The organism is Chromobacterium indicum (genome assembly GCF_039708975.1).
GTDB classification, from domain to species: domain Bacteria; phylum Pseudomonadota; class Gammaproteobacteria; order Burkholderiales; family Chromobacteriaceae; genus Chromobacterium; species Chromobacterium piscinae.
This window is the reverse complement of record NZ_JAYFSJ010000001.1, coordinates 395,594-421,936: the sequence shown is the minus strand read 5'-3', so window position 1 is coordinate 421,936 and position 26,343 is coordinate 395,594. Positions and strand designations below refer to the sequence as shown.

Annotated in this window: 31 protein-coding genes and 1 other RNA gene; 14 read left to right on the top strand and 18 right to left on the bottom strand. The window is 61.3% G+C overall.

The window, feature by feature from the left end; genetic code table 11:
* Nucleotides 1-5 precede the first annotated feature (5 nt).
* Both VA599_RS02115 and VA599_RS02110 read left to right on the top strand, forming a co-directional pair.
* The gene (locus tag VA599_RS02115) at nucleotides 6-854 is read left to right on the top strand and encodes a mechanosensitive ion channel domain-containing protein (protein ID WP_021476212.1); all 849 of its coding nucleotides are present in this window, start codon (nucleotides 6-8) and stop codon (nucleotides 852-854) included.
* A 66-nt stretch (nucleotides 855-920) separates the two neighbouring features.
* Entirely contained in the window at nucleotides 921-1,565 is a 645-nt protein-coding gene (locus VA599_RS02110) for a TetR/AcrR family transcriptional regulator (RefSeq protein ID WP_021476213.1), read from the top strand.
* A gap of 73 nt (nucleotides 1,566-1,638) precedes the next feature.
* On the opposite strand, the gene VA599_RS02105 is transcribed toward VA599_RS02110, so the two are convergent.
* Nucleotides 1,639-1,992: a hypothetical protein gene (locus VA599_RS02105; RefSeq protein WP_346787505.1), complete on the bottom strand. Its 354-nt coding sequence runs from the start codon at nucleotides 1,990-1,992 to the stop codon at nucleotides 1,639-1,641.
* Nucleotides 1,993-2,348: 356 nt separating this feature from the next.
* Nucleotides 2,349-3,551 (bottom strand): amino acid aminotransferase, encoded by a 1,203-nt coding sequence (locus tag VA599_RS02100; protein ID WP_346787504.1) that lies wholly within the window; start codon nucleotides 3,549-3,551, stop codon nucleotides 2,349-2,351.
* Between the two features lie 243 nt (nucleotides 3,552-3,794).
* On the opposite strand from VA599_RS02100, the gene VA599_RS02095 reads away from it, so the two are divergent.
* A complete protein-coding gene (locus tag VA599_RS02095) occupies nucleotides 3,795-4,073 on the top strand; it encodes a hypothetical protein (RefSeq protein WP_021476216.1) in 279 nt (92 codons plus the stop codon).
* Nucleotides 4,074-4,120: 47 nt separating this feature from the next.
* Here VA599_RS02095 and VA599_RS02090 read toward each other — a convergent pair whose 3' ends face one another.
* Together VA599_RS02090 and argE are read right to left on the bottom strand one after the other, a co-directional pair.
* On the bottom strand, nucleotides 4,121-5,503 hold the full coding sequence (locus VA599_RS02090) for a sodium-dependent transporter (protein WP_346787503.1): 1,383 nt from the start codon (nucleotides 5,501-5,503) through the stop codon (nucleotides 4,121-4,123).
* Between the two features lie 122 nt (nucleotides 5,504-5,625).
* Nucleotides 5,626-6,789 (bottom strand): acetylornithine deacetylase, encoded by a 1,164-nt coding sequence (gene argE, locus VA599_RS02085; protein WP_346787502.1) that lies wholly within the window; start codon nucleotides 6,787-6,789, stop codon nucleotides 5,626-5,628.
* A gap of 164 nt (nucleotides 6,790-6,953) precedes the next feature.
* Here argE and ffs point away from each other — a divergent pair.
* Nucleotides 6,954-7,052: signal recognition particle sRNA small type (ffs, locus tag VA599_RS02080), an RNA gene on the top strand.
* 264 nt (nucleotides 7,053-7,316) lie between these two features.
* Nucleotides 7,317-7,640: a helix-turn-helix domain-containing protein gene (locus VA599_RS02075; RefSeq protein ID WP_021476219.1), complete on the top strand. Its 324-nt coding sequence runs from the start codon at nucleotides 7,317-7,319 to the stop codon at nucleotides 7,638-7,640.
* Between the two features lie 111 nt (nucleotides 7,641-7,751).
* Here VA599_RS02075 and VA599_RS02070 read toward each other — a convergent pair whose 3' ends face one another.
* On the bottom strand, nucleotides 7,752-8,201 hold the full coding sequence (locus VA599_RS02070) for a universal stress protein (RefSeq protein WP_021476220.1): 450 nt from the start codon (nucleotides 8,199-8,201) through the stop codon (nucleotides 7,752-7,754).
* A gap of 129 nt (nucleotides 8,202-8,330) precedes the next feature.
* Here VA599_RS02070 and VA599_RS02065 point away from each other — a divergent pair, with 129 nt between their 5' ends.
* The 4 genes from VA599_RS02065 to xerC all read left to right on the top strand — a co-directional run bounded on the left by VA599_RS02065 (nucleotide 8,331) and on the right by xerC (nucleotide 11,006).
* The gene (locus VA599_RS02065) at nucleotides 8,331-8,759 is read left to right on the top strand and encodes an acyl-CoA thioesterase (RefSeq protein WP_346787501.1); all 429 of its coding nucleotides are present in this window, start codon (nucleotides 8,331-8,333) and stop codon (nucleotides 8,757-8,759) included.
* An 18-nt stretch (nucleotides 8,760-8,777) separates the two neighbouring features.
* Nucleotides 8,778-9,191 (top strand): TerB family tellurite resistance protein, encoded by a 414-nt coding sequence (locus tag VA599_RS02060; RefSeq protein ID WP_021476222.1) that lies wholly within the window; start codon nucleotides 8,778-8,780, stop codon nucleotides 9,189-9,191.
* A 62-nt stretch (nucleotides 9,192-9,253) separates the two neighbouring features.
* Nucleotides 9,254-10,105: an AAA family ATPase gene (locus VA599_RS02055; protein WP_346787500.1), complete on the top strand. Its 852-nt coding sequence runs from the start codon at nucleotides 9,254-9,256 to the stop codon at nucleotides 10,103-10,105.
* 1 nt (nucleotide 10,106) lies between these two features.
* Nucleotides 10,107-11,006 (top strand): tyrosine recombinase XerC, encoded by a 900-nt coding sequence (gene xerC / locus VA599_RS02050; RefSeq protein WP_346787499.1) that lies wholly within the window; start codon nucleotides 10,107-10,109, stop codon nucleotides 11,004-11,006.
* A 23-nt stretch (nucleotides 11,007-11,029) separates the two neighbouring features.
* Here the strand turns inward: xerC and VA599_RS02045 are convergent, their stop codons facing one another.
* From VA599_RS02045 to orn, 4 genes are all read right to left on the bottom strand, one after another.
* Nucleotides 11,030-11,728 carry a sterol desaturase family protein gene (locus tag VA599_RS02045; protein ID WP_346787498.1) on the bottom strand — a complete coding sequence of 233 codons (699 nt, stop codon included), beginning with the start codon at nucleotides 11,726-11,728 and terminating at the stop codon, nucleotides 11,030-11,032.
* A 61-nt stretch (nucleotides 11,729-11,789) separates the two neighbouring features.
* Entirely contained in the window at nucleotides 11,790-12,290 is a 501-nt protein-coding gene (locus VA599_RS02040) for a CinA family protein (RefSeq protein ID WP_346787497.1), read from the bottom strand.
* Complete coding sequence (gene pgi / locus VA599_RS02035; protein ID WP_346787496.1) at nucleotides 12,280-13,932, bottom strand: glucose-6-phosphate isomerase; 1,653 nt, start codon at nucleotides 13,930-13,932, stop codon at nucleotides 12,280-12,282. The genes VA599_RS02040 and pgi overlap by 11 nt, the downstream gene beginning before the upstream one ends.
* Before the next feature lie 72 nt (nucleotides 13,933-14,004).
* Nucleotides 14,005-14,550: an oligoribonuclease gene (gene orn / locus VA599_RS02030; protein ID WP_021476228.1), complete on the bottom strand. Its 546-nt coding sequence runs from the start codon at nucleotides 14,548-14,550 to the stop codon at nucleotides 14,005-14,007.
* Nucleotides 14,551-14,623: 73 nt separating this feature from the next.
* On the opposite strand from orn, the gene VA599_RS02025 reads away from it, so the two are divergent.
* From VA599_RS02025 to VA599_RS02005, 5 genes are all read left to right on the top strand, one after another.
* Nucleotides 14,624-15,871 (top strand): M48 family metallopeptidase, encoded by a 1,248-nt coding sequence (locus VA599_RS02025; protein WP_346787495.1) that lies wholly within the window; start codon nucleotides 14,624-14,626, stop codon nucleotides 15,869-15,871.
* Nucleotides 15,868-16,194 carry a 4a-hydroxytetrahydrobiopterin dehydratase gene (locus tag VA599_RS02020; RefSeq protein WP_021476230.1) on the top strand — a complete coding sequence of 109 codons (327 nt, stop codon included), beginning with the start codon at nucleotides 15,868-15,870 and terminating at the stop codon, nucleotides 16,192-16,194. Before VA599_RS02025 ends, VA599_RS02020 begins: the two co-directional genes overlap by 4 nt.
* Nucleotides 16,191-17,054 (top strand): ribosome small subunit-dependent GTPase A, encoded by an 864-nt coding sequence (rsgA, locus tag VA599_RS02015; protein WP_346787494.1) that lies wholly within the window; start codon nucleotides 16,191-16,193, stop codon nucleotides 17,052-17,054. The genes VA599_RS02020 and rsgA overlap by 4 nt, the downstream gene beginning before the upstream one ends.
* A gap of 124 nt (nucleotides 17,055-17,178) precedes the next feature.
* Nucleotides 17,179-17,919, top strand: coding sequence for an acetoacetyl-CoA reductase (phbB, locus tag VA599_RS02010; protein WP_021476232.1), 741 nt, complete (start codon nucleotides 17,179-17,181; stop codon nucleotides 17,917-17,919).
* A 114-nt stretch (nucleotides 17,920-18,033) separates the two neighbouring features.
* Nucleotides 18,034-18,528 carry a GAF domain-containing protein gene (locus VA599_RS02005; RefSeq protein ID WP_346787493.1) on the top strand — a complete coding sequence of 165 codons (495 nt, stop codon included), beginning with the start codon at nucleotides 18,034-18,036 and terminating at the stop codon, nucleotides 18,526-18,528.
* Nucleotides 18,529-18,591: 63 nt separating this feature from the next.
* On the opposite strand, the gene VA599_RS02000 is transcribed toward VA599_RS02005, so the two are convergent.
* From VA599_RS02000 to VA599_RS01960, 9 genes are all read right to left on the bottom strand, one after another.
* Nucleotides 18,592-18,942 (bottom strand): FKBP-type peptidyl-prolyl cis-trans isomerase, encoded by a 351-nt coding sequence (locus tag VA599_RS02000; RefSeq protein ID WP_231178221.1) that lies wholly within the window; start codon nucleotides 18,940-18,942, stop codon nucleotides 18,592-18,594.
* A gap of 103 nt (nucleotides 18,943-19,045) precedes the next feature.
* Nucleotides 19,046-19,744, bottom strand: coding sequence for a GTP cyclohydrolase I (folE, locus tag VA599_RS01995; RefSeq protein WP_346787492.1), 699 nt, complete (start codon nucleotides 19,742-19,744; stop codon nucleotides 19,046-19,048).
* Between the two features lie 298 nt (nucleotides 19,745-20,042).
* The gene (locus VA599_RS01990; protein ID WP_346787491.1) at nucleotides 20,043-21,311 is read right to left on the bottom strand and encodes a nitronate monooxygenase; all 1,269 of its coding nucleotides are present in this window, start codon (nucleotides 21,309-21,311) and stop codon (nucleotides 20,043-20,045) included.
* 102 nt (nucleotides 21,312-21,413) lie between these two features.
* On the bottom strand, nucleotides 21,414-21,995 hold the full coding sequence (locus VA599_RS01985; RefSeq protein ID WP_346787490.1) for a uracil-DNA glycosylase family protein: 582 nt from the start codon (nucleotides 21,993-21,995) through the stop codon (nucleotides 21,414-21,416).
* The gene (locus VA599_RS01980; protein ID WP_346787489.1) at nucleotides 21,992-22,927 is read right to left on the bottom strand and encodes a 3-deoxy-7-phosphoheptulonate synthase; all 936 of its coding nucleotides are present in this window, start codon (nucleotides 22,925-22,927) and stop codon (nucleotides 21,992-21,994) included. The genes VA599_RS01985 and VA599_RS01980 overlap by 4 nt, the downstream gene beginning before the upstream one ends.
* Before the next feature lie 8 nt (nucleotides 22,928-22,935).
* The gene (locus VA599_RS01975) at nucleotides 22,936-23,538 is read right to left on the bottom strand and encodes a hypothetical protein (RefSeq protein ID WP_346787488.1); all 603 of its coding nucleotides are present in this window, start codon (nucleotides 23,536-23,538) and stop codon (nucleotides 22,936-22,938) included.
* Nucleotides 23,539-23,547: 9 nt separating this feature from the next.
* Entirely contained in the window at nucleotides 23,548-24,129 is a 582-nt protein-coding gene (locus tag VA599_RS01970; RefSeq protein ID WP_104948122.1) for an LOG family protein, read from the bottom strand.
* Nucleotides 24,130-24,197: 68 nt separating this feature from the next.
* A complete protein-coding gene (pheA, locus tag VA599_RS01965; protein ID WP_346787487.1) occupies nucleotides 24,198-25,271 on the bottom strand; it encodes a prephenate dehydratase in 1,074 nt (357 codons plus the stop codon).
* A 134-nt stretch (nucleotides 25,272-25,405) separates the two neighbouring features.
* Nucleotides 25,406-26,209, bottom strand: a complete 804-nt coding sequence (locus tag VA599_RS01960; RefSeq protein ID WP_021476821.1) for an alpha/beta fold hydrolase — start codon at nucleotides 26,207-26,209, stop codon at nucleotides 25,406-25,408.
* Nucleotides 26,210-26,343 lie beyond the last annotated feature (134 nt).

The following is a 26,343-nucleotide window of genomic DNA, read 5'->3' as shown; positions in this document are numbered from 1 at the left end:
AGTCCATGCACACCCTGCTCGACCTGATCGCCTTTTTGCGGGAGAACTACGCCCACGAGATCACCCGATCGCTGCTGCTGGTGCTGACGCTGCTGATCATCCGCGTCGCCGTGGACCGGTTGCTGGCGGCCAATAGCGGCGTGCCGGTCGAGGAGCGCCGCCGCTGGTCGGTCAACACCCGCAACGGCCTGTTTCTCGCAGGCCTGGCAGGCATCGGCCTGATCTGGGCCAACGAGCTGCAGACGCTGGCCGTGTCGATGCTGGCCTTCGCCGCCGCGCTGATCCTGGCCACCAAGGAGCTGATCATGTGCCTGTCCGGCGGCGTGGTGCGGCAGATGTCCAACAGCTACGGACTGGGCGATCATATCGAGTTGGGCGCGGTGCGCGGCCGGGTGGTGGACATCGGCCTCTTGTCCACCACCGTGATGGAGATCGGCCCCAACCACAGCTCGCACCAGATGACCGGCCGCGCCCTCACTTTTCCCAACAGCCTGCTGCTGTCCACCCCGGTGATCCGGGAAAATTACATGGGCGAGTACGTGATGCACATCATCAACGTGCCGCTCGCCTACACCGTCCCGCCAGTCCAGGCCGAGCGCCTGCTGATGGGAGCGGCCGAGGAGGCCTGCGACTGCCATGTGGATGTGGCCCGGCGCCACATGGAAGACATGGCCAAGCGCTACCTGGTGGACATCCCATCGGTGGAGCCGCGGATTTCCATTCAGCCGATCGATGAAAAACGCTATCAGTTGATCCTGCGCATCGCGATACCGGCCAGGGAAAGGCAACGTATCGAGCAAGCCATCCTGCATAAATTCATGTCGGACTGCTATCCCATCATTGAACAGCAATAAATAGAGCAAGAACTCCAAACATCGTATACAATTGCGCTATGCGAAGTCACTATCAGCCGGTGCTACATGAGTAAAACCAGAATCAAGACCTACGACCGCATCATTCAAGAAAGCCTTAAGCTGTTCAACGAACAAGGCGAGCGCAGCATCACCACCAACCACATCGCCGCGCATCTGGGCATCAGTCCGGGCAATCTCTACTATCACTTCCGCAACAAGGAAGAGATCGTCTACCAGATCTTCCTGATGTACCGCGAGTTCATCAATCAGCGTCTGGCGGTGCCGGAAGACCGCAAGATGACGGTGGACGATCTGGTCAACTATCTGGACACCGCCTTCCTGGCCATGTGGCAGTTCCGTTTCATGTTCTATGATCTGCCGGGTCTGCTGGCGCGCAATCCGCAGATGCAGTCCGAGTACCATCAGTTCGTGAATACCGAGCTGAAAAACATCCTGGGCGAGCACTTCCGCGAGTTCATCCGCCTGGGGCTGCTGCAAATGGACGAAGAGGACATCGAGGCGGTCAGCATCAACATCTGGCTGGTGGTGAAGTTCTGGTTCGCCTTCGAGCAGACCTCGCGCCCGAAAGCGCCGATCACCGAAGAGTCCGGTCATCGCGGCGTGCTTCAGGTGCTGGCCCTGCTCAAGCCCTATGTGCAGCCGGAATACCGCCACGCCTTCCATTCGCTGTACGAGCGCCACGGCGGCTGATCGAGCTTTTCTCCGCCCAAAACAGAAAGGCCACTGCAATGCAGTGGCCTTTTCATTTCACCCTGAGGCTGGCTTACGCCGCCTCAGCAAGGTTTTGCGTCAGATAACCGTGCAATTCGCCGTTGGCGAGCATCTTGCGCAAAAAGTTGCCCGGAGCATTTCCTACGTACTGCACCTGGCCAAGCTTGCAATGCGCAACCTTGGCTTCGGCGCATACTTCCATTTCGGCTTCCAGCGTCCACTGCGTGGGCTGCGGATCGGAGCCGACCGGCTCCAGCGATACGGTCAGATGATACCGGCCGTCGCGCGAATACACATCCAGCAGGCCGAGCAGGCCCAGATTGTTGCGGACATCGGCGTCGTCCGCGTCGAAAGCGCCCGCAGAAATGGCCTGCGGAACCAACACTTCAGGAAAAGTCGCAGTCATGGCATCTACCCCGAGGGTCTCCCCTCAAAAAACGAATTATTGGATTATTTTCATCGCGCGCCATCGAGATGGTTTGCGATCAGACATTCATTGATGTCTGGTTCCATCATGGGGATGTTTGCCGGACCGGACAATGCTGAAATGGGAAAAAGCGTGGGGTGGTGAAGAAACCTGTACTTTTGGACACCCAACCGGTGGTGAGACCATCACAAGTGCAAGGAAAAAATGATGAATAAATTTAGAATTCTGTTGAATGCTTTATTTGACTAAAGTCATGACATGACTTTTTCTCATCAAATAGAAAAGCCCCAGTCATGCCGGGGCTCTCTCGCATCCAATTCAGGTTGGAGCCTGGCTTAAATCACCTTGGCGATGGCAGCGGCGACATAGTCGACATTCTTGCTGTTCAACGCAGCCAGGCAGATGCGGCCGGTGGAGACCGCGTAAATGCCGAACTCCTCGCGCAACCGGTCCACCTGCGCGGCGCTCAGGCCGGTGTAGGAGAACATGCCGCGCTGGGCCGTGATGAAGGAGAAGTCCGCGGCGACGCCGTGCGCCTTGATCGCGGCCAGCAGCTCCAGCCGCATGCCTCGGATGCGCTCGCGCATGCCGGCCAGTTCGTCTTCCCACTGCTGGCGCAGCGCCGGGCTGGATAGCACGGCGGCGACGATGGCCGCTCCGTGGATCGGCGGATTGGAGTAATTGGTGCGAATCACGCGCTTCAGCTGGGACAGCACGCGAACCGATTCATCTTTGGCGGCGGTGACGATGGACAGCGCGCCCACGCGCTCGCCGTACAGCGAGAAGCTCTTGGAGAAGGAGCTGGCGACAAAGAACTGCAAGCCAGAGGCCGCGAACAGGCGCACAGCCAGCGCGTCGGCGTCGATGCCGTCGGCGAAGCCCTGATAAGCCATATCCAGGAACGGCACCAGGCCGCGCTCGCGGCAAACCGACACCACCTCTTCCCATTGCGCTGCGGACAGGTCCGCGCCGGTGGGGTTATGGCAGCAGGCATGCAGCACGATGACGGAACCTGCGCTCAGAGACGCCAGGTGCGCCTTCATCGCGGAGAAATCCACGCCGCGGCTGGCTGCATGGTAGTACGGGTAGTTCTCCACCTCGAAGCCGGCGGATTCGAACAACGCGCGGTGGTTTTCCCAGGACGGATCGCTGATATAGACCTTGGACGCCGGATTCAGCCGCTTCAGGAAGTCCGCGCCGATCTTCAGCGCGCCGGTGCCGCCCAGAGCCTGCGCGGTCACCACGCGGCCGGCGGCCAGCAGTTCGCTGCCTTCGCCGAACAGCAGCTTCTGCACTGCGGAGTCGTATGCCGCCGGGCCTTCGATGGGCTGGTAGCCTCGAGCCGGCAGCGCCTCCAGACGAGCCTTTTCGGCGGCCTGCACCGCGGCCAGCAGCGGAATCTTGCCGTTGTCGTCGGAATAAACGCCCACGCCAAGATTGACCTTGGTGCTGCGGGTGTCAGCGTTGAACGCTTCATTGAGTCCGAGGATAGGGTCGCGCGGCGCCAGTTCCACGCCGGCGAAGATCGAAGAGGTCATACCAGGCTCCATTAGCTTTACAAATGAACCGGCCGGGCGGCCGATCAAAAAATCCTGCTGCTTGTTGCCTTCCGAAGGAAGAGCTGTTCGCTGTCGAACATAGTCTAACATGTATCCACTGGCCCCACAGGCAGGATATTGCCGCCAGCCATCGACAAATCGGCCCTGATGGCGTAATCAGAAACTTGCAAGGCCCGCCAGGCGATTTTCTGCCCGTGCTTTTATTCTAAAACGGAGGCATCCATGAAAAAGGGAATCCTGCTGCTTTGGCCGTCTTTCATGATCGCCATGATTGCGACCGCCGTGTTTTTCTCGATCTTCGAGCCCGCCGAGCTCAAGCTCCACGGCAACCCGCTGTTCGCCGACAAGTTAAGCGCATATTCGGTGTTCTTTCTTGTCAGCTGGGCGTTCGGCGCGCTCAATACTTCCATCGTACTGCTGCTGGAGAAGAGCGCCAGGGATATCAACGGCTTTACCCCGCCGCCGGTGGTGGCGCCCGACGAAGATACGCCGCTTCCCTGATCCGCCGAGCCCAAAAAAAGCCGGACTGCGCGTCCGGCTTTTTCGCCTCAGATAATTTTCAAACCCTTCAGCATCACATACAGGATCAGCAGCGGCGACACGTAGCGCAACACGAAGAACAACGGCTTCAACACTCGCTCGTTATTCAGCGCGCCCTCATTGCTCAATGCCGCGCGGAAGCGGTCATAGCCCCACACCCAGGCGGTGAACAGACATAGGCAGATGCCTCCCAGCGGCATCAGCACATTGGAGGTGACGAAGTCGAACAGGTCGAACATCGTCATGCCGAAGAGCTTGAACTCGGCCGTCAGGCTATTGGACAGCGCGCAGGCGGAACCCACCAGCGCCAGCAGCAGCAGGTTGATCACCGTGGACTTGACGCGGCTGATGCCAAAACGCTCGCTCAACACCGATACCGGCACCTCCAGGATGGACAGCATGGCGCCGGTGGCGGCGATGGCGGTCAGAACGAAGAACACCACCATGAAGAAATGCCCCAGCGGCATGCTGGCGAAGACGGCGGGGATGGTGATGAACAGCAGCGACGGGCCGGCGGCCGGCTGGAAGCCGAAGGCGAACACTGCCGGGAAGATGGCGATGCCGGCCAGCAGCGACACGAACAGGTCGGCGCACATGACTCGAAAGGTGGTCAGCGGAATGTTCTGATCATCGCGGAAATAACTGCCGTAGGTGATCATGGTGCCCATGCCGATGGATAGCTTGAAGAAAGCCAGGCCCATAGCGGTCAGCACCACGGCGGCGCTGATCTTGGAAAAATCAGGCGCGAACAGGAAGGCGAGGCCTTGGCTGGCTCCCGGCAGCATCAGGCTGCGCGCGCCGATCACCACCAGCAGCACGAACAGCAGCGGCATCAATTTCTTGGTCACCGCTTCAATGCCCTTGGATACGCCCAGCAACAGGATGCCGCCGATCAGCGCCAGCACCAGCCACTGCCACAGCAAGGACTGCACCGGATCGGAAATCAGCGCGGCGAAGGCGTCGGATGTCACTTTAGGGTCGCGCGACAGAATCTCGCCGCCGATGGCCTTGAAAATGTAGGCGAATACCCAGGCGGCCACCTCGGAATAGAAAGCCATGATCAGGAAGGCGGCGAGCACACCGAAGGCGCCCACCAGCCACCAGGGCTGCCCGGCCGGAGCCAGTTTGACCAGAGAGGTTACCGCGTCGCGCTTGGCTTTCCGGCCCAGCATGATTTCCGAAATCATCACCGGCAGCCCCACCACCAGAGTGGCCAGCACGTAAACCACCAGAAAACCCGCGCCGCCGTTGGTGCCGGTCAGATAGGGAAATTTCCAGATATTGCCCAAGCCAACCGCCGATCCCAACGTCGCCGCCAATACGCCAAAGCTGGAGGTAAAACCATCCCGCGCCTTGAGTTCTCCACCCGTTTCCGACTTGTTCTGACTCATTGTTTTTTTGAATCCCAATAAAACGAGCCCGCGCGGAGGTCCGGGCGGGCTCAATTGACCTTCATTGCTAAGGGCCAGGATTTTGAAGCCTAATGCTTATGGATGCAAAGCATTTCTGACAGTTATTTGATTAAGCTGTTAGTCAGTAGTCCCAGCCAATCGTAGCAAGCCTGCAACTGGCTGGCCTCGATGAATTCGTCCGGTCTGTGCGCCTGTTCTATCGATCCCGGCCCCAGCACCACACAGGGCATCCCGGCCTCGCTGAACAAGCCCGCCTCCGTAGTGTAGGCGACCCCTTCCCCGGCGCAACGGCAAAGGCTGTGAACGTAGCGGCTGATATCCGAATCGGGCTCCGCCTCGAACGCGGGGCTGTACACCACGCGCTCGATCTCTATCTCCGCTTCTTCGGCCACCGCTCGCATCTCCTGCAGCAAAGTCGCCGCATAATCGGCCACCGAGGCGACCAGGCGCTGCGGATCATCTCCAGGCAGCCAGCGGCACTCGAACATGAACTCGCAGTCTGCCGGCACGATATTGCATGCCACTCCGCCGCGAATCAGCCCGGTTTGCATGGTGGTGAACGGCACATCATATAGGGGCTGGCGATGGCCGAACGAAGCCTCGGCGTCCGCCAGTTTGCGAATATGGGTAATCAGCCGGGCCGCGTATTCAATGGCGTTGACGCCATGAGGCGTCAGCGAGGAATGAGCCGCCCTGCCCTTGAGCCGGCAGCGGTAATGAGCGATTCCCTTGTGCGCCACCACCGGACGCATCGACGTCGGCTCCCCCACCAGGCACCCGGCGACCTCCACGCCCTGAGCGGCCAAGTCGTCAATCAGCCTGCCAACGCCCAGGCAGCCCACCTCCTCGTCGTAGGACAGCGCGATGCCTATGCCCTGCCTCAGCGCGCCGGTCTTGGCCAGCTCGATAAAGTCCGGAACCCTGGCCAACACGCAGGCGATGAAGCCTTTCATATCGGCGCTGCCCCTGCCGTACAATCGCCCGTCGCCGTCATCGGTCAGCTCGAACGGAGGATAGGACCAGTCCTGCCCATCCACCGGCACCACATCGGTGTGGCCGGACAATACGATCAACGGCAAATCGTCGCCGCCGATGCGGCAAAACAGATTGGCCTTGCTGCCGTCGTCATTGTGGGTCAGCCGGCTGGCCAAGCCATGTGCAGCCAGGTAATCACGAACCCACTCTATCAGTTGCAGGTTGGAGTTTCGGCTGGTGGTGTCGAAGCCGATCAACTCGGCCAGCAAGGCGGCGGGTGTGGTATTCATGGCGCTTGGCATAAGTAGGAAGCTGGTTGTCGAGTCTGCACCGCCTCCCATTCGCAATCAATAGTCACTGGCCATGCAGATGGCGGTCCTTGCAACTGCCCGACAAAAACTTATAAAAATGCTTGTCAAATAGATGGGCATTGGATACAATCCGTTTTCTCTATGGCGGGCCTCCCCGCATTGCACGATAGCGAACCTGGTCAGGTCCGGAAGGAAGCAGCCACAGTTATTTAGTGCAAGTGCCGGGGGTTTGGCTCGCCACCCCTCCCCTTCTATGCATTCCGCTAGGACAATTGCAATTTTGCGACACTTTTGCGTCTATGCACAGTTTCGCATGCTGATAACATTGTCCTGCACGATAAGAATCCGCTAACATTAGCAAAGTTGAATTTTCAAATTCATGGAACTTCACTAAATTCCCTGCATCAAAAATATTCCTGTTGAATTTTTTTTGCTATTTTTAGTAGGCAGGGCGAAGTCCTAAAAAAATACTAGAACCATTTGTTTCAGATACGAGAGGAACACTCATGAAACTGTTTGAAAAGATCCCGAATCCCCGGGAAATCCGTCGCAAGCTGGGCCTGAACCAACAAGAGTTCTGGAGCCGCATCGGCGTTACTCAATCCGGCGGCTCCCGCTACGAAAGCGGCCGCAACATGCCGAAACCCGTTCGCGAACTGCTGCGCCTGGTTCATGTCGAGCAGATCGACTTGTCCAAAGTGCGCCGCGAAGATTTCGAGATCGTCGAATATCTGAAGGAAACCCACCCCGATCTGTACAAGAGCCTGCGCAAGGCCGTACGCACCAAGATCGAGGCGCAGGAAGGCGGCGCAGAAGCCGCTGCCAGCTGATTGCCAGCTCTTCGAAAAAGCCAGCCGGGCATGCCGCGGCTGGCTTTTTTCATTCAGGTGCCTTGGCGCCCCTTGGGCCTCCTGAACGGGATGACAAAGCCATCGCGCAGCTCAGTCGCCGGGGTTGCGCACCAACAGCACCGGCATATCCGCCACTTTCAGCACGCCTTCGGCCACGCTGCCCATAAGCAGGTGCATCAGCCCGCCCAGACCATGGGTGCCCATCACGATCAAGTCCGCGCCCCAAGCGCTGGCCTCGTCGGACAAGACGGCCGCGATCTTGTCGCCCCAGCTCTCCAGTATCTTGCATTCTGGCGCCATGCCCAGCGCTCGGGCGCGGTCTCCCGCCAGCCCCAGCACCTGCTCGCCCGCCTGCTTGATCGATTTTTGCAGCTCGGTGGCATCCAGAAATTCGGTGCCCCCCCAGCCAAACTGGGCCAGATCCACCACATGCACCAGCCGCAGGGTTGAGCCGAAGGCCTTGGCCAACTTGCAGGCCTCATCCAGCGCCATATTGGACGTGTCGCTGTCGTCCACCGGTACGAATATCCTTTGATACATGACGTTCAGCTCCTCTATGATCTTGGCTTGCGCCGCCAGTCTATCAAAATCTCCTCGCCCGCATTTGACACAGCTTAGGCAGTTTTGACATAAAGGCCATATCGTCACTCTCTTCTGCCAGTATACGCCATGGCCAGGATTCGAATCGAAGCGCCCCAGCAAATCGTCTACGACACCCTTCTGGATGTCAGGATCGGCGATATCAACTACGCCAATCATCTATCCAATGATGCCCTGCTGCGAATGGCCCAGGAGGTTCGGCTTCGCCTGCTCCGGCACTGGGGCCATGCCGATGAGCTGCATATCGGCGATGTGGGGTTCGTGGTGGCGGACGCGGCCATTTCCTATCTCTCGGAAGCCTTTCATGGGGATGTCCTGCGCTTCCTCGTCGGCATCGCCGACATCCACAGCAAGGGGCTGGATTTCATTTATCAAGTGATCGATGACAACAGCGGCAGAGAAGTGGCAAGATTGAAAACGGGCATCGTGTTCTTTGATTACCAAGCGCGCCAAGTCGCCCCCATGCCGGAATCGTTTTCGGCCAAGCTCGGCCAATAAGCAAGAAGGAATCGCGCCATGAGAAACTACTCGCAAAACAGTCCGGAGGCGATTGCCAGACTCCTCGCCATATTCATGATCGCGGACGGCAATATGGATCCCCGCGAACTGGAACTGCTTGAAAAGCTGCATGTTTACCACCTGATCAACCTGCCGAGAAAACAGTTCGCCCAGGTTCTGCGCGACGTATGCGATGACATTTCCGACGAAGCATCCGACGACGGCTCGATCAAATTGCTGGAGCGCGAGCGCATCGACAGTCTGCTCGCCGACATCACCGATCGCCGCAAACGCATCCTGACTTGCGTGCTGGCGATGGATATCAGCAAGTCGGACGGCACCATCAGCGACAGCGAAATGGCCCTGCTCAGCCACATGATGAAAAGCTGGGGCATTTCGCTGGAGGACCTGGAAAGAGAATTCGCCCGATGACCGGTTCCGGCCGCCATCCCGGCGGCTCTACGCCTCTCAAACAACTACCCTTGCAATAAATAATGAACACTCGCTTTACCGGAACAGAACGCTATATCGCCACCGACGACCTGATGATGGCCGTCAACGCCTCCATCACGCTCCAGCGCCCCCTGTTGATCAAGGGCGAGCCGGGCACCGGCAAAACCATGCTGGCCGAAGAAGTCGCGGCCAGTCTGGGCCGGGAGTTGATCGTCTGGCCGATCAAGTCCACCACCAAGGCCCAGCACGGCCTGTACGAATACGACGCCGTGTCACGGCTGCGCGACTCCCAGTTGGGCGGCGACAAGGTGCACGACATCGCCAACTACATCGTCAAGGGCAAGCTGTGGCAGGCATTCGAGGCCGATCTGGCCCCTGTGCTGCTGATCGACGAGATAGACAAAGCCGACATCGAGTTTCCCAACGACCTGCTGCGAGAACTGGACCAGATGGAATTCTTCGTCCACGAAACCCAGCAGTTCGTGCGCGCCCGCCAGCGGCCCATCATCATCATCACGTCCAATAATGAGAAGGAATTGCCGGACGCTTTCCTGCGTCGCTGCTTCTTCCACTACATCCGCTTCCCCGACGCGGAGACGATGCAGAGCATCATCGACGTCCACTTCCCGGACATCCGGCAACAGCTGGTAAGCCAGGCTTTGGAAGTGTTCTTCTCGATCCGGGAATTGCCCGGGTTGAAGAAAAAACCCACTACATCCGAATTGCTGGATTGGCTGAAATTGCTATCCGGCGAAAATATCGGCGCCGACGAACTTGCGGATGCTCATCAACGCAACGCGCCGCCGCCGCTGGCCGGCGCGCTGCTGAAGAACGAGCAGGACTTGCAGCTGTTCGAGCGGCTGATGCAGATGGCGCGCCTGCGCCGCAACTGATATGGAAGAGCTGATCCGCCGCTTCATCGACCACCTGGCCGTCGCCGGCCGCAGTCCCCACACGCTCGCCGCCTACCAGGCGGATATCGAGCTGCTGCAGAAAACGATGCAGGCGAAGCCGGCGCGCGAGGCATCTCCGACAGATCTGCGCAAGGCGCTGGCCAAACTGCATGCGCAGGGACTGAGCGGCCGCAGCCTGGCCAGGCGGCTATCCTCGTGGCGGCAGTTTTACCACTGGCTGCAGCTGAATGGCGGGCGGGAAGACAATCCCGCCGCCGGGCTGCGCGCGCCCAAGCGGGAAAAGTTGCTGCCCAAGGCCCTGCCGGTTGATGGCGCCGCGGCGCTGCTGAACAGGATAGAAGGCGACGATGGCCTGGATGCCCGCGACCGCGCGATCTTCGAGCTGATCTACAGCTGCGGCCTGCGGCTGTCGGAAACGGTGGCGCTGAATCTGGATGATGTGGACTTTTCCGACCAGTTGCTGCGGATACGCGGCAAGGGCGGGAAAGAAAGACTGGCGCCGATCGGCGCCGAGGCCATGGTCCGACTGCGAGCCTGGCTGGGTGAGCGCTCTGCGGCAGAAGAAGAGCCCGCTCTGTTTCTTGGCCGGCACGGCCGGCGACTAGGCGGCCGCCAGATTGAGAAACGCCTGCGCGACTGGGCGATCAAGACTGGCGCCAGCCAGCATGTCCACCCGCACATGCTGCGTCACTCATTCGCCTCCCACCTGCTGCAGTCATCCGGCGATCTGCGCGCGGTGCAGGAGTTGCTGGGCCATGCCAACCTGTCCAGCACCCAGATTTATACGGCGCTGGACTTCCAGCATCTGGCCAAGGTGTACGACGGCGCACATCCGCGCGCGCGCAAGCGCGGCAAACCGGGCGACGGCGAACCGTCCTAGCCGTTGCGCGAATGATCCTCGGACTAACCTCCCTTGTGCACATCCCGGCACAGCAACATGGCCTGGATGTCGCCAGCCTTGTCCTCGTCAAAGCCGAGCCGCGTTACTCTTCTCTCCGGATTGCTCCAGGTGCCGAACATCAAGTCCCATAGCGGCAGGCCGTAATTCTGCGCATGGTGGCCGTGAGCATGGTGAACAGTGTGCATCTCCGGACGCTGGAAAAAATAGCCGAGCCAGCGCGGCGTATTCATGTCGCCATGCAGAAACAGATCGAAGCCGCTGGTGAAGAACAGCGCCCAAGCCGCGGCGACGGGCGAGGCTCCCAGCGCCAGATAGCTGGAAAAGGCGCTGATCAGCACGGCCGCGGCCGAATCTAGCGGATGCGCGTAAAATGCGGTCAGCGCCTCCACGCGACCCGGACTGTGGTGAAGCTGGTGGAACACGCGCCAAAGCCAATCCGAGGCATGCGTCGCGCGATGCCACCAATAAAAGACGAAGCTGGTCAGCAGGAAACTGGCGGCTCCCACCAAGATGTCCGGCCAGTCGCGCGCGGCCGGAATCAGCGCCGCCCTGCCGATCTGGGCTGAAAACAAATAGCCCAGCGCGAGCGTCACCGCCGCCGTGCAGGCACCCAACGCGCCGGCCATCAGCAGCCAGCGCCGGTCGCAGCGGTTTTTCGACGCCGGCGCGATGACTTCGCGGGTAAAGATGCCGACGAACAAAATCGCCAGCGCGGGAAAAGCGTATAACTCCATATGTCTCCAGCGGCAGGGCTATCCAGACTCAGGCCTGGGACGCTCCGGTGTGGACGCGATCCAGCAGCCGAGCCAGCGCCTCCTCCATCGTTTGCTGGCGCACCGCCTGGCGGTCGCCGGCGAAGTGCCGGCTCCAGGCTTCGGTTTGCCCGCCCGGATGCGCGATGGCCAGCCACACCAAGCCAACCGGCTTGTCCGGAGAGCCGCCGTCCGGCCCGGCGATGCCGGATACCGCCACCGCCCAATCGGCGTTGGCCAGGGCCTGCGCGCCGGCGGCCATCTCCCTGACCACCCGCTCGCTGACCGCGCCGTGATCCATCAGCGACGAGGCCTGCACTTTCAACAACTGCTGCTTGGCCTGGTTGCCATAGCTGACCACGCCATGGCTGAACCAGCCGGAGCTGCCTGGAACATCGGTGATGGCGGCCGCTATCATGCCGCCGGTGCAGGATTCCGCGGTGGAGACGCTCTCGCCCCGCGCCAGCAAGGCGGCGCCGAGCTCGGCGGCCAATTGTCTGCTATTTGCCATGGCGTTCCCTGTAGTGTCGGATCAGGCCGTTGGTGGAACTGTCGTGCCCCAGCGCGCCGGCATCGCCGGATAGCTCCGGCAGAATGCGCCGAGCCAGCTGTTTGCCATACTCGACGCCCCATTGATCGAAGGAATTGATGCCCCAGATCACCCCTTGCACGAACACCTTGTGCTCGTAAAGCGCCATCAACATGCCCATGCTGTACGGCGTGACCCTGTCCAGCGCCAGCGTGTTGGACGGCTGGTTGCCGGGAAACAGCTTTTGCGGCAGCAGCATGTCCAATTGCTCGCCGGACAAGTGGCCCAGCTCCTGCATCGCCTCTGCTTCATTCTTGCCGCGCATCAGCGCCTCGGTCTGAGCCAGGCAGTTGGCGACCAGCACATCATGCTGATTGCCCAGCGGATAATGGCTGTTCAGAGGCAGGATGAAATCACAGGGCACCAGCCGGGTGCCCTGATGCAGCAGCTGGAAGAACGCGTGCTGGCTGTTGGCACCCTCTTCGCCCCAGATCACCGGACCGGTATCGAAATCCAAAGCCTCGCCCAGACGGCCCACCCGCTTGCCGTTGGATTCCATGTCCAGTTGCTGGATATGGGCCGGCAGGCGGCGCAGACCATGATCATAGGGCATGATGGCATGAGTATGCGCCCGGTAGAAGGTGTTGTACCAGATGCCGATCAGCGCCAGCAGCACCGGCATATTGGCCTCGAACGGCGACTCGAAGAAATGCTTGTCCATCGCGTGGCCACCATCCAGAAAGGCGCGGAAATTGTCATAACCGATGGATAGCATCACCGGCAAGCCGATTGCCGACCAGACCGAGTAGCGGCCGCCGACCCAGTCCCAGAAGCCGAACATGTGCTGCGGATCGATGCCGAAGGCCCGCACCGCCGGCTCATTGGTGGAAACCGCGACAAAGTGCCTGGCGATATCCTCTTCGGCGCCCGCCTGCAGAAACCAGGCGCGGGCGGCCTGCGCGTTCAACAGGGTTTCCGGCGTGGTGAAAGACTTGGACGCGATGATGAACAGCGTGGTGGCCGGGTCCAGCTCCCGCAACGTTCGCGCCAGATGCTGGCCGTCGACGTTGGACACGAAGTGCACCTTAAGCTCCGGACGGGCATACGCGGCCAGCGCGTCCGCCGCCACCAGCGGCCCCAGATCCGAACCGCCGATACCGAGATTGACCACGTCGCGGATCCGCTGGCCGGCGAACCCCTGCCAGCGGCCATCCCTCACCTGCTCGCTGAAGTCCTTGAGCCTCGCCAATACCTGATGCACATCGGCCGCCACGTCGCGCCCATCCAGGCTCAGCTGCGCGCCGAAGGGCAGACGCAAGGCGGTATGCAATACCGACCGGTCTTCGCTGACGTTGATGCGCTCGCCGCGGCGCATCCGCTCCATCCAGGTCCGCAGATCCGCCTTGTTCGCCAGTTCGAACAACAACTCCAGCGTGCGTTCCGTGATGCGGTTTTTCGAATAATCCAGCAACAAGCCGTCCAGCTCCAGCGAAAACCGCTGGAACCGCTGCGGGTCCAGTTCGAACAGCTCGCGCATGTGCATGTGGCGCGTCGCGCGCTGGTGCTGATGCAGCCTGGCCCAGACCTGGGTGGAGTTGATGTCGATGTGGCGATGTGCGGCCATGTTTCCTGCCAATGGAATACAAGGTGAATGTGAAAAAGCCGGCCCATTGGAGCCGGCTCGTCGCGGCGGGGCTTATACCTTGAGGAAGTGCTCGCGGTAGTAGCGCATTTCCTCGATCGATTCCAGGATGTCGGCCAGCGCTTCGTGCTTGCCGCGCTTGACCACGCCCTTGGCGAGTTCCGGACGCCAGCGCTTGCACAGCTCCTTCAGAGTGGATACGTCCAGATTGCGGTAATGGAAGTAAGCCTCCAGCCGCGGCATCCAGCGCGCCATGAAGCGGCGGTCCTGGTGGATGGTGTTGCCGCACATCGGCGTCACGCGCTCCGGGATGTACTGCGCCATGAAATCCAGCAGCCGCTGCTCGGCTTCCGCCTCGCTGACCGTGGAGTTCTTCACTTTCTCGATCAGGCCGCTCTTGCCGTGGGTATTCTTGTTCCAGTCATCCATGCCGTCCAGGATGGCGTCCGGCTGGTGAATCACCAGCACCGGGGACTCCGCCAGGACGTTCAGATTGCTGTCGGTTACGATCATCGCCACTTCGATGATGCGGTCCTGATCCGGATTCAGGCCCGTCATCTCCATGTCGAGCCAGATGAGGTTATTGGTATCTTGTGCCATACTAGCCAATCTTTAGAAAACCCTGCCATTTTCCTTCATTGCCGCGCCGTCGGCAAACTCCATACGGACATCCATGACCGACGCCTTTTCCCTGCTGTTCGCCGCCGCGCTGGCGCTGACGCTCTGCCTGAAATTGTGGCTGGGCTGGCGCCACATCCGCCATGTATCGCGCCACCGCGCCCAGGTCCCGGCCGCCTTCCGCGACAGCATCACGCTGGAACAGCACCGCCACGCCGCCGACTACACCGTCGCCAAGACCCGGCTCGGCCTGTTGTCCGCCTGGGTGGACACTGCGCTGATCGCGGCGTTCACTTTCGGCGGCGGACTGCAATGGCTGGCCGTCCACAGTCTGGAATGGTTCGCCAATCCTCTATTGTCGGGCATGGCGTTGATCGTGGCCGTCGCCGTGATCAGCAGCCTGGTCTCGCTGCCGTTCACCCTGTACGGCACCTTCGGTATCGAAAGCCGGTATGGCTTCAACAAGACCACATTCGCGCTGTTCATGGCCGATATGGTCAAAGGCACCCTGATCGGCGCCGCGATCGGTCTGCCGCTGCTGGCGCTGGTGCTGTGGCTGATGGAGATATCAGGCCCCTTGTGGTGGCTGTGGGTATGGCTGGTCTGGTCCGGCTTCCAACTCCTGATGGTGGCGCTGTATCCGACGCTGATCGCGCCGCTGTTCAACAAATTCAAGCCGCTTGAAGACGAGGCTCTCAAGGTGCGGATCGAGGCGCTGCTGCAGCGTGCCGGCTTCAAGAGCCAGGGCGTGTTCGTGATGGACGGCTCGCGCCGCTCCAGCCACGGCAACGCCTATTTCACCGGTTTCGGCGCAGCCAAGCGCATCGTGTTCTTCGATACCTTGCTGTCCCAGCTCAGCCACGCCGAAATCGAAGCCGTGCTGGCGCATGAGTTGGGCCATTTCAAGCGCCGCCACATCGTCAAGCGCATCGCCATGGCGTTTGCGCTGTCGCTGGCCCTGCTGTGGCTGCTGGGCCAGCTGCTGCACGCGCCCTGGTTCTATGCCGGCCTCGGCGTCGCCGCGCCCAGCACCGCGATGGCCCTGATCCTGTTCTTCACTGCCACGCCTGCCTTCACCTTCCCGCTGACGCCGCTGTCCAGCCGGATGTCGCGCGTGCACGAATACGAGGCCGACGATTTCGCGTCCGAACAAACCCGGGCGGAGGATCTGGTCAGCGCGCTGGTCAAACTGTACCGCGACAACGCGTCCACGCTGACACCGGACCCCGTCCATTCCGCCTTCTACGATTCGCACCCGCCCGCGGCGCTGCGCATTCAACATCTGAAAGGAAATCAGGCATGAACCTGCTGGAGCTCTCCTGCACCCCGCAACACGGCCAAAGCCCGCTGGCCGACAATACCGTCAAGCAGCTGCTGTCCACGCTGCCGGACTGGGAAATCGACGGCATCGAGCTGCGCAAGACCTACCGCTTCGCCAACTACCATGAAACCATGGCCTTCGTGAATGCCCTGGCCTGGATCGCCAATCAGGAAGACCATCATCCGGACATGTCGGTCCATTACAATCGCGCGGTGGTGAATTTCAGCACCCACGACGCCGGCGGCCTGACCCTCAACGACTTCATCTGCGCGGCCAAGACCGAAGCCCTGTTCCGCCGCCCATGACAGCCAGCACCGGACAAATCATACGCAGCCACGGCCGGCGCTTCATCGTGGAAGCGGATGGCCAGATTTTCGATTGCACCACCCGCGGCAAGCGCGTCGACTATGCCTGCGGCGACATCGTCGACATCCTGATCCAGAACCGCGAGCAGGCGGTGGTCGAGCGCGCGCATGAGCGCCGCAGCCTGCTCTATCGCCAGGACGACTGGAAAGCCAAGAAGATCGCGGCCAACGTCACGCGCATCCTGTTCGTGATCGCCGCCGTGCCCACCCCCAATGAGGAACTGCTGGGGCGCTGCCTGATCGCGGCGGAGGCCGGAGACATCGACCCCATCATCGTGGTCAACAAGAGCGATCTGCCGGAAACCGCGGCGCTGCTGGGAAAATTGCAACTCTATGTGAATCTGGGTTACAAGCTGGTCACATTATCGGCCAAGCAGGACTTCTCACCGCTGAAACCCTTGCTCAGCGGGCATACCAGCGTGCTGGTAGGCCAGTCCGGCATGGGCAAGTCCACGCTGACCAACGCGCTGCTGCCCGAGGCCAACGCCCGCATCGGCGACATCTCGGAAGCGCTGGATTCCGGCCGGCACACCACCACCCACGCGGCCCTGTACCATCTCGACGAAAACAGTCATTTGATCGACTCTCCGGGATTGCAGGAATTTGGCTTGAAACATCTGAAATCCCCAGATTTAATTCACTATTTTCCCGAAATGCGCAGGTATATTGGCCAGTGTCGCTTCCATAACTGTTCGCATTGCGTCGAGCCCAATTGTGCAATCATTACGGCTGCAGAACAGGGAGCAATCTCTAAGCATAGACTGGATCTGCTGCAAAGGCTCAGCCGGGAACTAGGCTAAAGTATTGTAAATAAAGTAGCACATGCTATTTATTTACTTTTTATGGCGCCCTGCATATTCTGTAACAAAAGGAAGTAAAGATAATTCAAGCATAGATTCCAAACCCGACAGAGGAGCCAGCATCATGACGAAAAGGATTGCACTAGTCACCGGAGGCATGGGAGGCATCGGAACCTCCATCTGCAAAGCCTTGGCTGAAGCGGGATACGCCGTGGTGACCACCTACAGCAAGCCGGGCCGCGAGTCCGCCTGGCATGCCGACATGAAGGGGCTGGGTTTCAGCGACATCCACAGCTACCAATGTGACGTCACCGACTTCGCCGCCTGCCAGGAGGTGATCGCGCGCATATCCAAAGATGTTGGCCAAGTGGGCATTCTGGTCAACAACGCCGGCATCACCCGCGACGCCAGTTTCAAAAAGCAGAGCAAGGATGATTGGGACGCCGTGATCCGCACCAATCTGGATTCGGTGTTCAACATGACCAAGCCGGTGCTGGACAATATGCTGGAGGCAGGTTTCGGCCGCATCATCAATATCTCGTCCATCAACGGCCAGAAGGGTCAGTTCGGCCAGACCAATTACTCCGCAGCCAAGGCCGGCATGCACGGCTTCACGATGGCGCTGGCCCAGGAAGTGGCCAAAAAAGGCGTGACCGTCAACACCATTTCTCCCGGCTACATCGCCACCGAGATGGTGATGGCTGTGCCCGAGGACGTGCGCAACAAGATCGTGGCCCAGATTCCGGTGGGCCGCCTTGGCCGTCCGGAAGAAATCGCCGCGCTGGTCACCTTCCTCTGCTCCGACAACGCCGGCTTCATCACCGGCAGCAATATCGCAATGAATGGCGGCCAGCACATGATGTAAGCCCGCCATGGCTCCGCAATACTGTTCGCGCCGCCCGCCCGGGCGGCGTTTTCTTTTCGCGCCCGGCATGGTGTATGCTGTCCGACCCGCACTCACTCGCAAGCAATACCCGCCATGGCAGAAAACCTCATCATCGAAGGCGACAGCAAGGAAGAAAAATACCAGGCCCTGCTGCCGCAAGCTCATGCGCTGATCATCGGCGAAACCGACGTCATCGCCGCGCTGGCCAACCTGTCCGCCGCGCTGGCCGCGACCTTTGGCTGGCTGTGGACCGGCTTTTATCTGGTCAAGGGAGAGCAGCTGGTTCTGGGGCCGTTCCAGGGGCCGATCGCCTGCACCCGCATACCGCATGGCCGCGGCGTCTGCGGCAGCGCCTGGGCGCAGAATCGCACGCTGCTGGTGGATGATGTCGACGCCTTCCCCGGGCACATCGCCTGCTCCTCGAGCGCCCGTTCCGAAGTGGTGGTGCCCATCCGCAACGCCGCAGGCGTGGTCGTCGCGGTGCTTGATGTCGATTCCGATCAGCTGGGCAGCTTCGACCAAACCGATGCGCGCTATCTGGAACGCATCGTCGAACCGCTTGCCAAGCTATTCGACCAAGCCGGCTGAAAGCTTGGCCGAGCTCAAAAAAAACAGGCCCGGAGCTCCGGGCCTGTTTTCATGTTCGGCTGATCACTTCTGAATGGAGAGCAACTCCACTTCAAAATACAGCGGCGTGTTCGGCGGAATCACGCCCGGCACGCCGCGGCTTCCGTAGGCGGTATTCGCCGGGCAAGACAGCTTGGCTTTGCTGCCGACCGTCAGCGCGCTGACGCCCTGGGTCCAGCAGGGAATCACGCGGTTCAGCGGGAAGCTGATCGGGCCGCCGTTCTTGTAAGAGCTGTCAAACTCCTTGCCGTCTTTGAATGTGCCGCGATAGTTCACCTTGACGGTGTCGCTGGTCGAAGGCTTGGCGCCCTTTCCGGGCACCAATATTTCGACCTTCACGCCGGAAGGCAAGGTTTGCGAAGCCGGCTCGGCCATTGCCGCCGCCGCGCACATGGACAAAACCAGGGCAGGAATCATTCGATAAGGAAACATAGGCTCTTTCATCGTAAATACGCGGGACACCGGCAGCGCCGAGTCCTCACTTGTGCATCAGGGAAAGGAATTCCTTGCGCAGATCCGGGTTGGTCAGGAAGGCGCCGCGCATCACGCTATTGGTCATCTTGCTGTTGCTGTCCTTCACGCCGCGCCAATGCATGCAGAAGTGATCGGCCTCCATCACGATGGCCAAACCATCGGGTTGCAATTTCTTCATCAACAGTTCGGCGATCTGCGAAACCGCCTCTTCCTGTATCTGCGGCCTGGTCATGATCCAATCGATCAGGCGAACGTATTTGGACAAGCCGATCAGACTCGAATGCTCATTGGGCAGCACGCCTACCCAGACTCTGCCGATGATGGGGCACAGATGGTGCGAGCAGGCGCTGCGCACCGTGATCGGGCCGATGATCATCAATTCGTTCAGATGCTCGACATTCGGAAATTCGGTGCTGGCCGGCATGGAAACGTAACGGCCGCGGAACACCTCGCGCACGAACATCTTCGCCACGCGTTTGGCGGTGTCCTGAGTATTGTGATCATTCGCGGTATCGATCACCAGGCTTTCCAGCACGCCTCTCAACTTGGCCTGCACCTCTTCCTGCAACTCGTCCAGCTCGCCCTCCTCGATGAAGGCCGAAATATTGTCGTTGGCGTGGAAGCGCGCTCCCGCCTTTTGCAGACGATAGCGGATACGCTGCGACACGGCTTCCCGCTGGCCCTGCTTGTCGGTTTTGCTCATTGTTGATTACTTGTTCGCAAGAAAATGGAAATCATTCCGAAATATACAGCAACTTGCACAATCCCTGGCCGGACGAACCGGAAATAAACCAGCTCCGCATGGATCAGCCGGCCCTCGTGCAATGATCGCCCAGAAAGGGAATGGCATTGAGAGAAAAAGATATCAATGCTATATAAATGGCCACCCGACATCAACACCCGAGCCCAACCCTTTTCCACGTGAAGCGCCAAATGACAAAAGGCAGCCGAACCGGAAAGCTCGACTGCCCATTTGCAAAGCTCGAAAGCGGGGACGCGCGTCATCCCGCCATCAGACACTCCTCCCGCCGCGGCAGGGCGATCTTGTTATCCTTGCTGTGCTGATAATCGAGGAACACATGCTCAGCACTCAATAGCTGATAGCTGCCGTCGCCGCGAAGATGGGTCGTGTCCTTCAAGCGATACGCGTAGTGGCCGCAGGTCCAGCAATCGAAATTGCGCATATGCGTGCACAGACAGGTTTTTTCCCAAACCGGCACGCGGCGCTGGCCCGGATTTTCCGCATGCGCCTTGTGATAGGCGTCAATGTAGGAGCAGCCGCCCTTGGCATCCAGCAGATAACCGTAGGCTTCGCAATTCGGGCGGATGCTGTCGCCGATCGCCGGGCAATGCTTGATCATCCGCATCGGATAGCCAGTCGGCGATAGCTGGTTGACCTCGATATCCTCTTCGCTGGACTTGAAGTACTCCTGCTGCACCTTCTCCGGCAGTCCGCACTCGCGCGCCACGGTGAAGCGGGTGGCTACCTGCACCGCGCCAGCGCCCGCCTCCAGGAAGCCTGCCGCATCGCTGCCGGTGAAGATGCCCCCGGCCGGAATCAGCGGAATGTCCAATTGCTCGGCCCGCAGCCAATCGCGAATCTCGGTGAAAATACTGGCCAGGTCGTACTCGGCCCAGTCCATGCCGAAGCCCAGATGGCCGCCGGCCAATGGACCTTCCACCACGACGTAATCCGGCATGCGTCCGCAGCGGCTGTTTTTCTTCAGGAACAGCTGCAGCGCGCGCAGCGAGGAAACGATGATGCCGAGCTTGACGTCGTGGAAGCGCGGGTGGTCTTCGATCAGGGCAAAGGAGCCCAGATGCAGGCCCGCCGCCAGCGTGATGCCGTCGATGCCGGCATCCAGCGCCGCGCGCATCCGCACCCGCAGCGTTTCCTTGGGCGCGTTCATCGTCAGCTTTTCCATGCAGTTGATGAACACCAGGCCGCTGCCCTGCTTTTGCTGCATGGTATTGCCCACATGCAGACGGGTGGCCTCTTCCAGCATGCCCAGATCGAAACGGACGACCGACTTGTCCGGATTCTCGACGTTGAATTTATACTGGGCCAGCTTGTTCTTGACGAACTTGGTATTGAAACGGCGGTCCGTCACGGTGGGCACCATCGCGTCGGAAATATGGCCGACGCCGCCGAGCCGAGCAGCCTCCAGCGCCAGTTGGGCGGTGGAAATGTCGACGCCCATGCCTCCAATGACGATTGGCACCAATTCGTGTTTGCCCAACTGCAGGCGGAAATCATCAACACACTTCATCGTGACGGGTCTCTCCATAGAACTGGGCAAATTATCACCCGTGAAACGATGGAAATCCACATTTTTAGAGTTTTTGCTCATGACTGAGCAAGGCACTCCCATCTATCGCCCCAGCACCTCCGCTACACGCTGCCGCAGTGCAGGCAACAATTCGGTCTCGAACCATCGATTGCGCGCCAGCCACATCTGATTGCGCGGACTGGGGTGCGGCAATGGAATCACGCATGGATAATACTCGCGCCAGCCCGCCACCGTCTCGGTCAGCGTGCGCTTGCGCGAAGGCAGATGATAAGCCTGCGCGTAGCTGCCCACCGCCAGCACCAACTCCACTCGTTCAAGCAGGGGCAGCAGGCGCGGATGCCAGAGCCGGCTGCATTCCGGGCGCGGAGGCAAGTCGCCATTACGCCCTGTCCCGGGATAACAGAACCCCATAGGCACGATGGCGAAGCATTCCGGATCATAAAACACATCCGCCTCCACCCCCAGCCACTCCCTCAAACGCTTGCCGCTGGCGTCATCCCAGGGGATGCCGCTCTCGTGCACCTTGCGGCCCGGAGCCTGGCCGGCCAGCAGGATGCGGGAGCCTTTCGCGGCCCGCAGCACCGGCCGGGGGCCGCACGGCAAAGACGCTTCGCACTCCCGGCAAGCGGCGATCTCAGCCAGCAAGCCTCCCAACGCGGTCACGCCGACGTGTCCGCCAACAACTCGCGCCACCCCGCGGCTTCATCATCCGACCAGGCCGCGCAGTCCAGCATCAAGCCGCATGCGCCTGCAATCAGCGCCGCGCGGGCCAGCGGCAAGGCCGGAGCCAGGCCGCCGGCCTGCGGAGCTGAGACGATCAGCGGCAGATGAGTCCGCCGGTGCAGGCTGGCCAAGCCTCCGACATCCAGGCTGACCGATTGGCCGTCGCCGCCGCATTCGCACAGCACGATCTGGTGATTGCCGCCGAGCGCGACATGCTCGGCCGCGGTCAGCCACTCATCCAGCGTCTGGCGATTGTCCCGCTGCAAGATGACAGCTTTATTGATGCGGCCGACTTCCCGCAGCAACTCGATATTGCTCAGCGATGGCGGCGGCAGCAGCAAGGCTGCGGTTTGCAGCTCCAGATGCGCGTCCAGCAGGCGCACATCGCGCAGCTCGGCCACGGCGCCAAGCCCGGACTCGCCCGCCACGTCGCAGAGCCGCTCCAGATCGGCCACGCCCAAGGCCTGATAATGGTAAGGGCTGGCGTGGCTGCGCCCGCCGCCCGCATACAGCAGGCCTCCACCGGCGAGCGCCACCTTGCTCGCTGCTGCGCGCAGCGCGCCTTCGCTCCAGTCCTGCGCGCTGCCTCCCAGCCAGGCCGCGCCGCTCGCGCCGAATGCCGCTCTTCCCACTCTCACCCGCGAATCCGCCGGCTGGGCCTCCCGCGACACGATGCGGTAGTCGCCGACGACTCTGAGCGCGCGCTCGACGCCTGCCATCGCCTCGAACGCGCAGGCTTCCAGCCCGCGCTCCTCGCCCACCGCGCCGATCACTGTGCGCTCCATGCCTCGGGATACATGCGCGGCCAAGCCGGCGCTCTCAATCCGGGCCACCACGTTCCGAACTTCGGCCTCGCTCGCGCGGGCGCTCATCACGATAATCATCCGTCCATCCCCTTGTCTTCTTTCGCCGGAGGCCCCTCGCGGCGCCAACGACCGGCCAGCCGCCGCGCGAGGCGGGCCAGCGGCGACGGCCGCGACCAGAACCGCCGCGCCCGCATCTTCGCCAACCTGGCCCAGCGCCACGGCAAGGAGGCGCGCAGATGTTCGAACACCCATGCGCGAAGCCGCTCGAAGCGCCGGTGCCAGCGCACGAACCACGGCACCGACATCAGCACCGGCCGCGTCAGCGTGAACAGCCAGGCCACCAGCGCGGTTCCTCCGAGCTTGGCCAGCAGGATCACCGCCAGGCCAAGCAGCGCATGGCCCTGCTCGATCAGGAACAGCGCCGCCAGCTTGACCGGCAGCAAGGCCAGCGCCGGAGCCAGAAACAGGGCCAAGGCCACTCTGGGGGAGCGCCCCGCCACCCAGCGCTCCAGCGCCGCGAACGGCGGCCAGCGGCCAAGCCGGGCAAGCGCCGCGGCCAGCTCGTCCCAGGCGAACTCTTCGAAAACGATGATCGCCGCCAGCAGCAGCGCCAGCGGCCAGGCCATCGCCCGCCGCGCGCGCAGCCATGGCGACGCTTGCGTATCCCGCCTTCCCATGCGGACCGCTCAGGTGCGGGCCAGATCCAGCCACTTGGCGACGTGGCGGGGCTGGTATTGCCGCATCCAGTCAAGCAGCGCCGGCAGGTCGCGCTCGATGCGGAACAGGTCCAGATTGCCCTTGGGGACGAAGCCTTCGCTCACCGCATGCTCCACCAAGGCCTGCAACGGCTGGTAGAAGCCGCCGGCGTCCAGCACGCCCACCGGTTTGTTGTGCACCGACAGCTGGGCCCAGGTCAGAATCTCGAACAACTCATCGAAGGTGCCGAAGCCGCCAGGCAGCGCGACGAAGCCGTCGGACAACTGCGCCATCATGGCCTTGCGCTGATGCATGGTCTCGGTGACGTGCAGCTCGGTCAGGCCCATGTGCGCCACTTCCTTGGCTTTCAGGAATTCCGGGATCACGCCGATCACCTTGCCGCCCGCCTCAAGGGCCGCATCGGCGGCCACGCCCATCAGCCCCACATTGCCGGCGCCGTACACCAGGGTGATGTTCTGCTCGGCCAGCGCGCGGCCGAATGCGCGGGCCGCGTCCTCGTATTCCGGATTGCCGCCTTTGTTGGAGCCGCAGAACAGGCAGATCGATTTCATTTTCTTCATCCATTTCTTGCAAAAAAACAAGGGCCGGAAGATTCCGGCCCCGGGTCATTCCTGGCGACTCACAACACCGCCATCGGGTAGGAGCCCAGCACCTTGACGAAGGACGTGCGCTCGCCCAGGCCGGCCAGCGCCTTCAGCACCCGCTCGTCCTGGCGGTGGCCTTCCAGATCGATGAAGAACACATAGTCCCACAGGCCCGCGCGCGACGGACGCGACTCGAACTTGCTCATCGACACGCCATTGGACGCCACCGGCTCCAGCAACTGGTGCACCGCGCCCGGCCGGTTGGGGGCGGAGACCACGATGGAGGTCTTGTCCTGCCCGCTCGGGCCGACATCCTGCAGGCCCAGCACCAGGAAGCGGGTGGTATTGTTGGGCTCGTCTTCCACGTTCTCCGCCAGTTTGAACAAGGCGTAACGCTCGGCCGCCGCCTGCCCGGCGATGGCGGCCGCGGTTTCGTCCTCGGCCGCCAGGCGGGCGGCTTCGGCGTTGCTGGCCACCGACACGCGTTCCACTTCGGCCGGCAGATTCTTGTTCAGCCATTCGTGGCATTGCGCCAGAGCCTGGGCGTGGGCGTAAATCCGGCGAATGCCGTCCACACCCTCGGCCTTGCGCAGCAAGTGGTGGTGAATGCGCAGCACCACCTCGCCGCAAATCTTCAGCGGCGAAGTGACCATCAGATCCAGGGTGCGGCCCACCGCGCCTTCGGTGGAGTTCTCCACCGGCGCCACCACGTAATCGAGCGCGCGCGACTCCACCAGCCGGAACGCCTCGTCTATCGAGCTACAGGCGATGGTGCGGGCCGCGTGGCCGAAGTGCTTGATGGTGGCCAGCTGGCTGAAGGTGCCTTCCGGCCCCAGGTAAGCGATGGACAGCGGCTTTTCCAGCGCCAGGCACTCCGACATCACTTCGCGGAACAGCCGGGCGATGGACTCGCTGGGCAGCGGGCCGGGATTCAAGTCCTTCAAGCGGCGCAGCACCTGGGCTTCGCGCTCAGGACGGTAGATGACGCCGCCGCCCTTGATCTCGCCGATCTCGCGGGCATGGCTGGCGCGCTGGTTCAGCAGCTTGAGGACTTCGACGTCGATGGCGTCGATGGCGTTGCGGTGTTGCTTGAGACGTTCTTCAGACACTGGTTTCGGACTCTCTTACGATGGCGAACTGGCTTTTTCTATATCTTACAGTTTCCGCGAGATAGCCGCCGCTCGCAAGCGCCATGCGCCGGATGCGGGCCAAATGCAGAGCCGGCCCGGCGCTCCAGATGCCCTCAACTCCAGCCGCCCTCCTCCAGCCTGGCCAGCAATTGCTCGATGCGCTCCGCCGTTTCCAGCGGTTTTTCCAGCGGAAACAGGTGGCTGCCCGGCTGCTTGTCCACCATGACCGCGAAATGCTTGCGCATGAAAGCCAGGTCGCTGTCGCGCAGCACATCCGAAGCCGAGCCGGCCAGCAAGGCCGCCGGCACCTTCAGCCGCCCGCGATGCCGGGGAAAGTCGTGCGGCAGCGTCGCATAGATATCGTGCTCCACCTGCGGGCGGAATTTGAGCCGGCGGCCGCCCTTGCCGTCGTCCTGCGTGCCATGCAGGGCGTAATCGGCCAGGCAGTCGGGATCGAAGCGGGCGAACTTGGGCTTGCGCGCGAAATAGTCATGCGCCATCTCCACCGTGGCCCAGTTGTCGCGGCGCGCCAGCGTATTGCCGCCCGGCGTCACACGCTGGATGAAGCCCAGCCGCTTGGCCAGCCAGATGCCGAAGGAACGCGACGGCCCCATCAGCGGCGAATCCAGAATGATGATGGCGCGGAACAGATCCGGCCGCTTCAGCGCCGCGTAGAACATCAGGAAACCGCCGAGCGAATGGCCGACGCCCACCACGGGGCCGCGATAGCGCGCTTCGATGAAGCGGATGCTCTCGTCCACCAGATGCGGCCAGCAATCGGTGATGGGAAAATCCGGATCGTGGCCTATCGTATCCAGATAGCCGACGTCGCGGCTTCCGGCCAGCTTGCCCAGCATCTTGCCGTACACCGACGCGGGAAAGCTGTTTGCATGAGCGAAATGAATGGCTTCTCGCATAACCCCTCTTGATATCCTCGTTCTTATTTTTCATAAGCGGAACGCTGTCTGCGCCCCGTCTGCCCAGCTATACTAGCCGCTTCCCGAACATCAGGGACGCGACGGCCTCCGTTTGCCGGGCGATGCGATTTGAT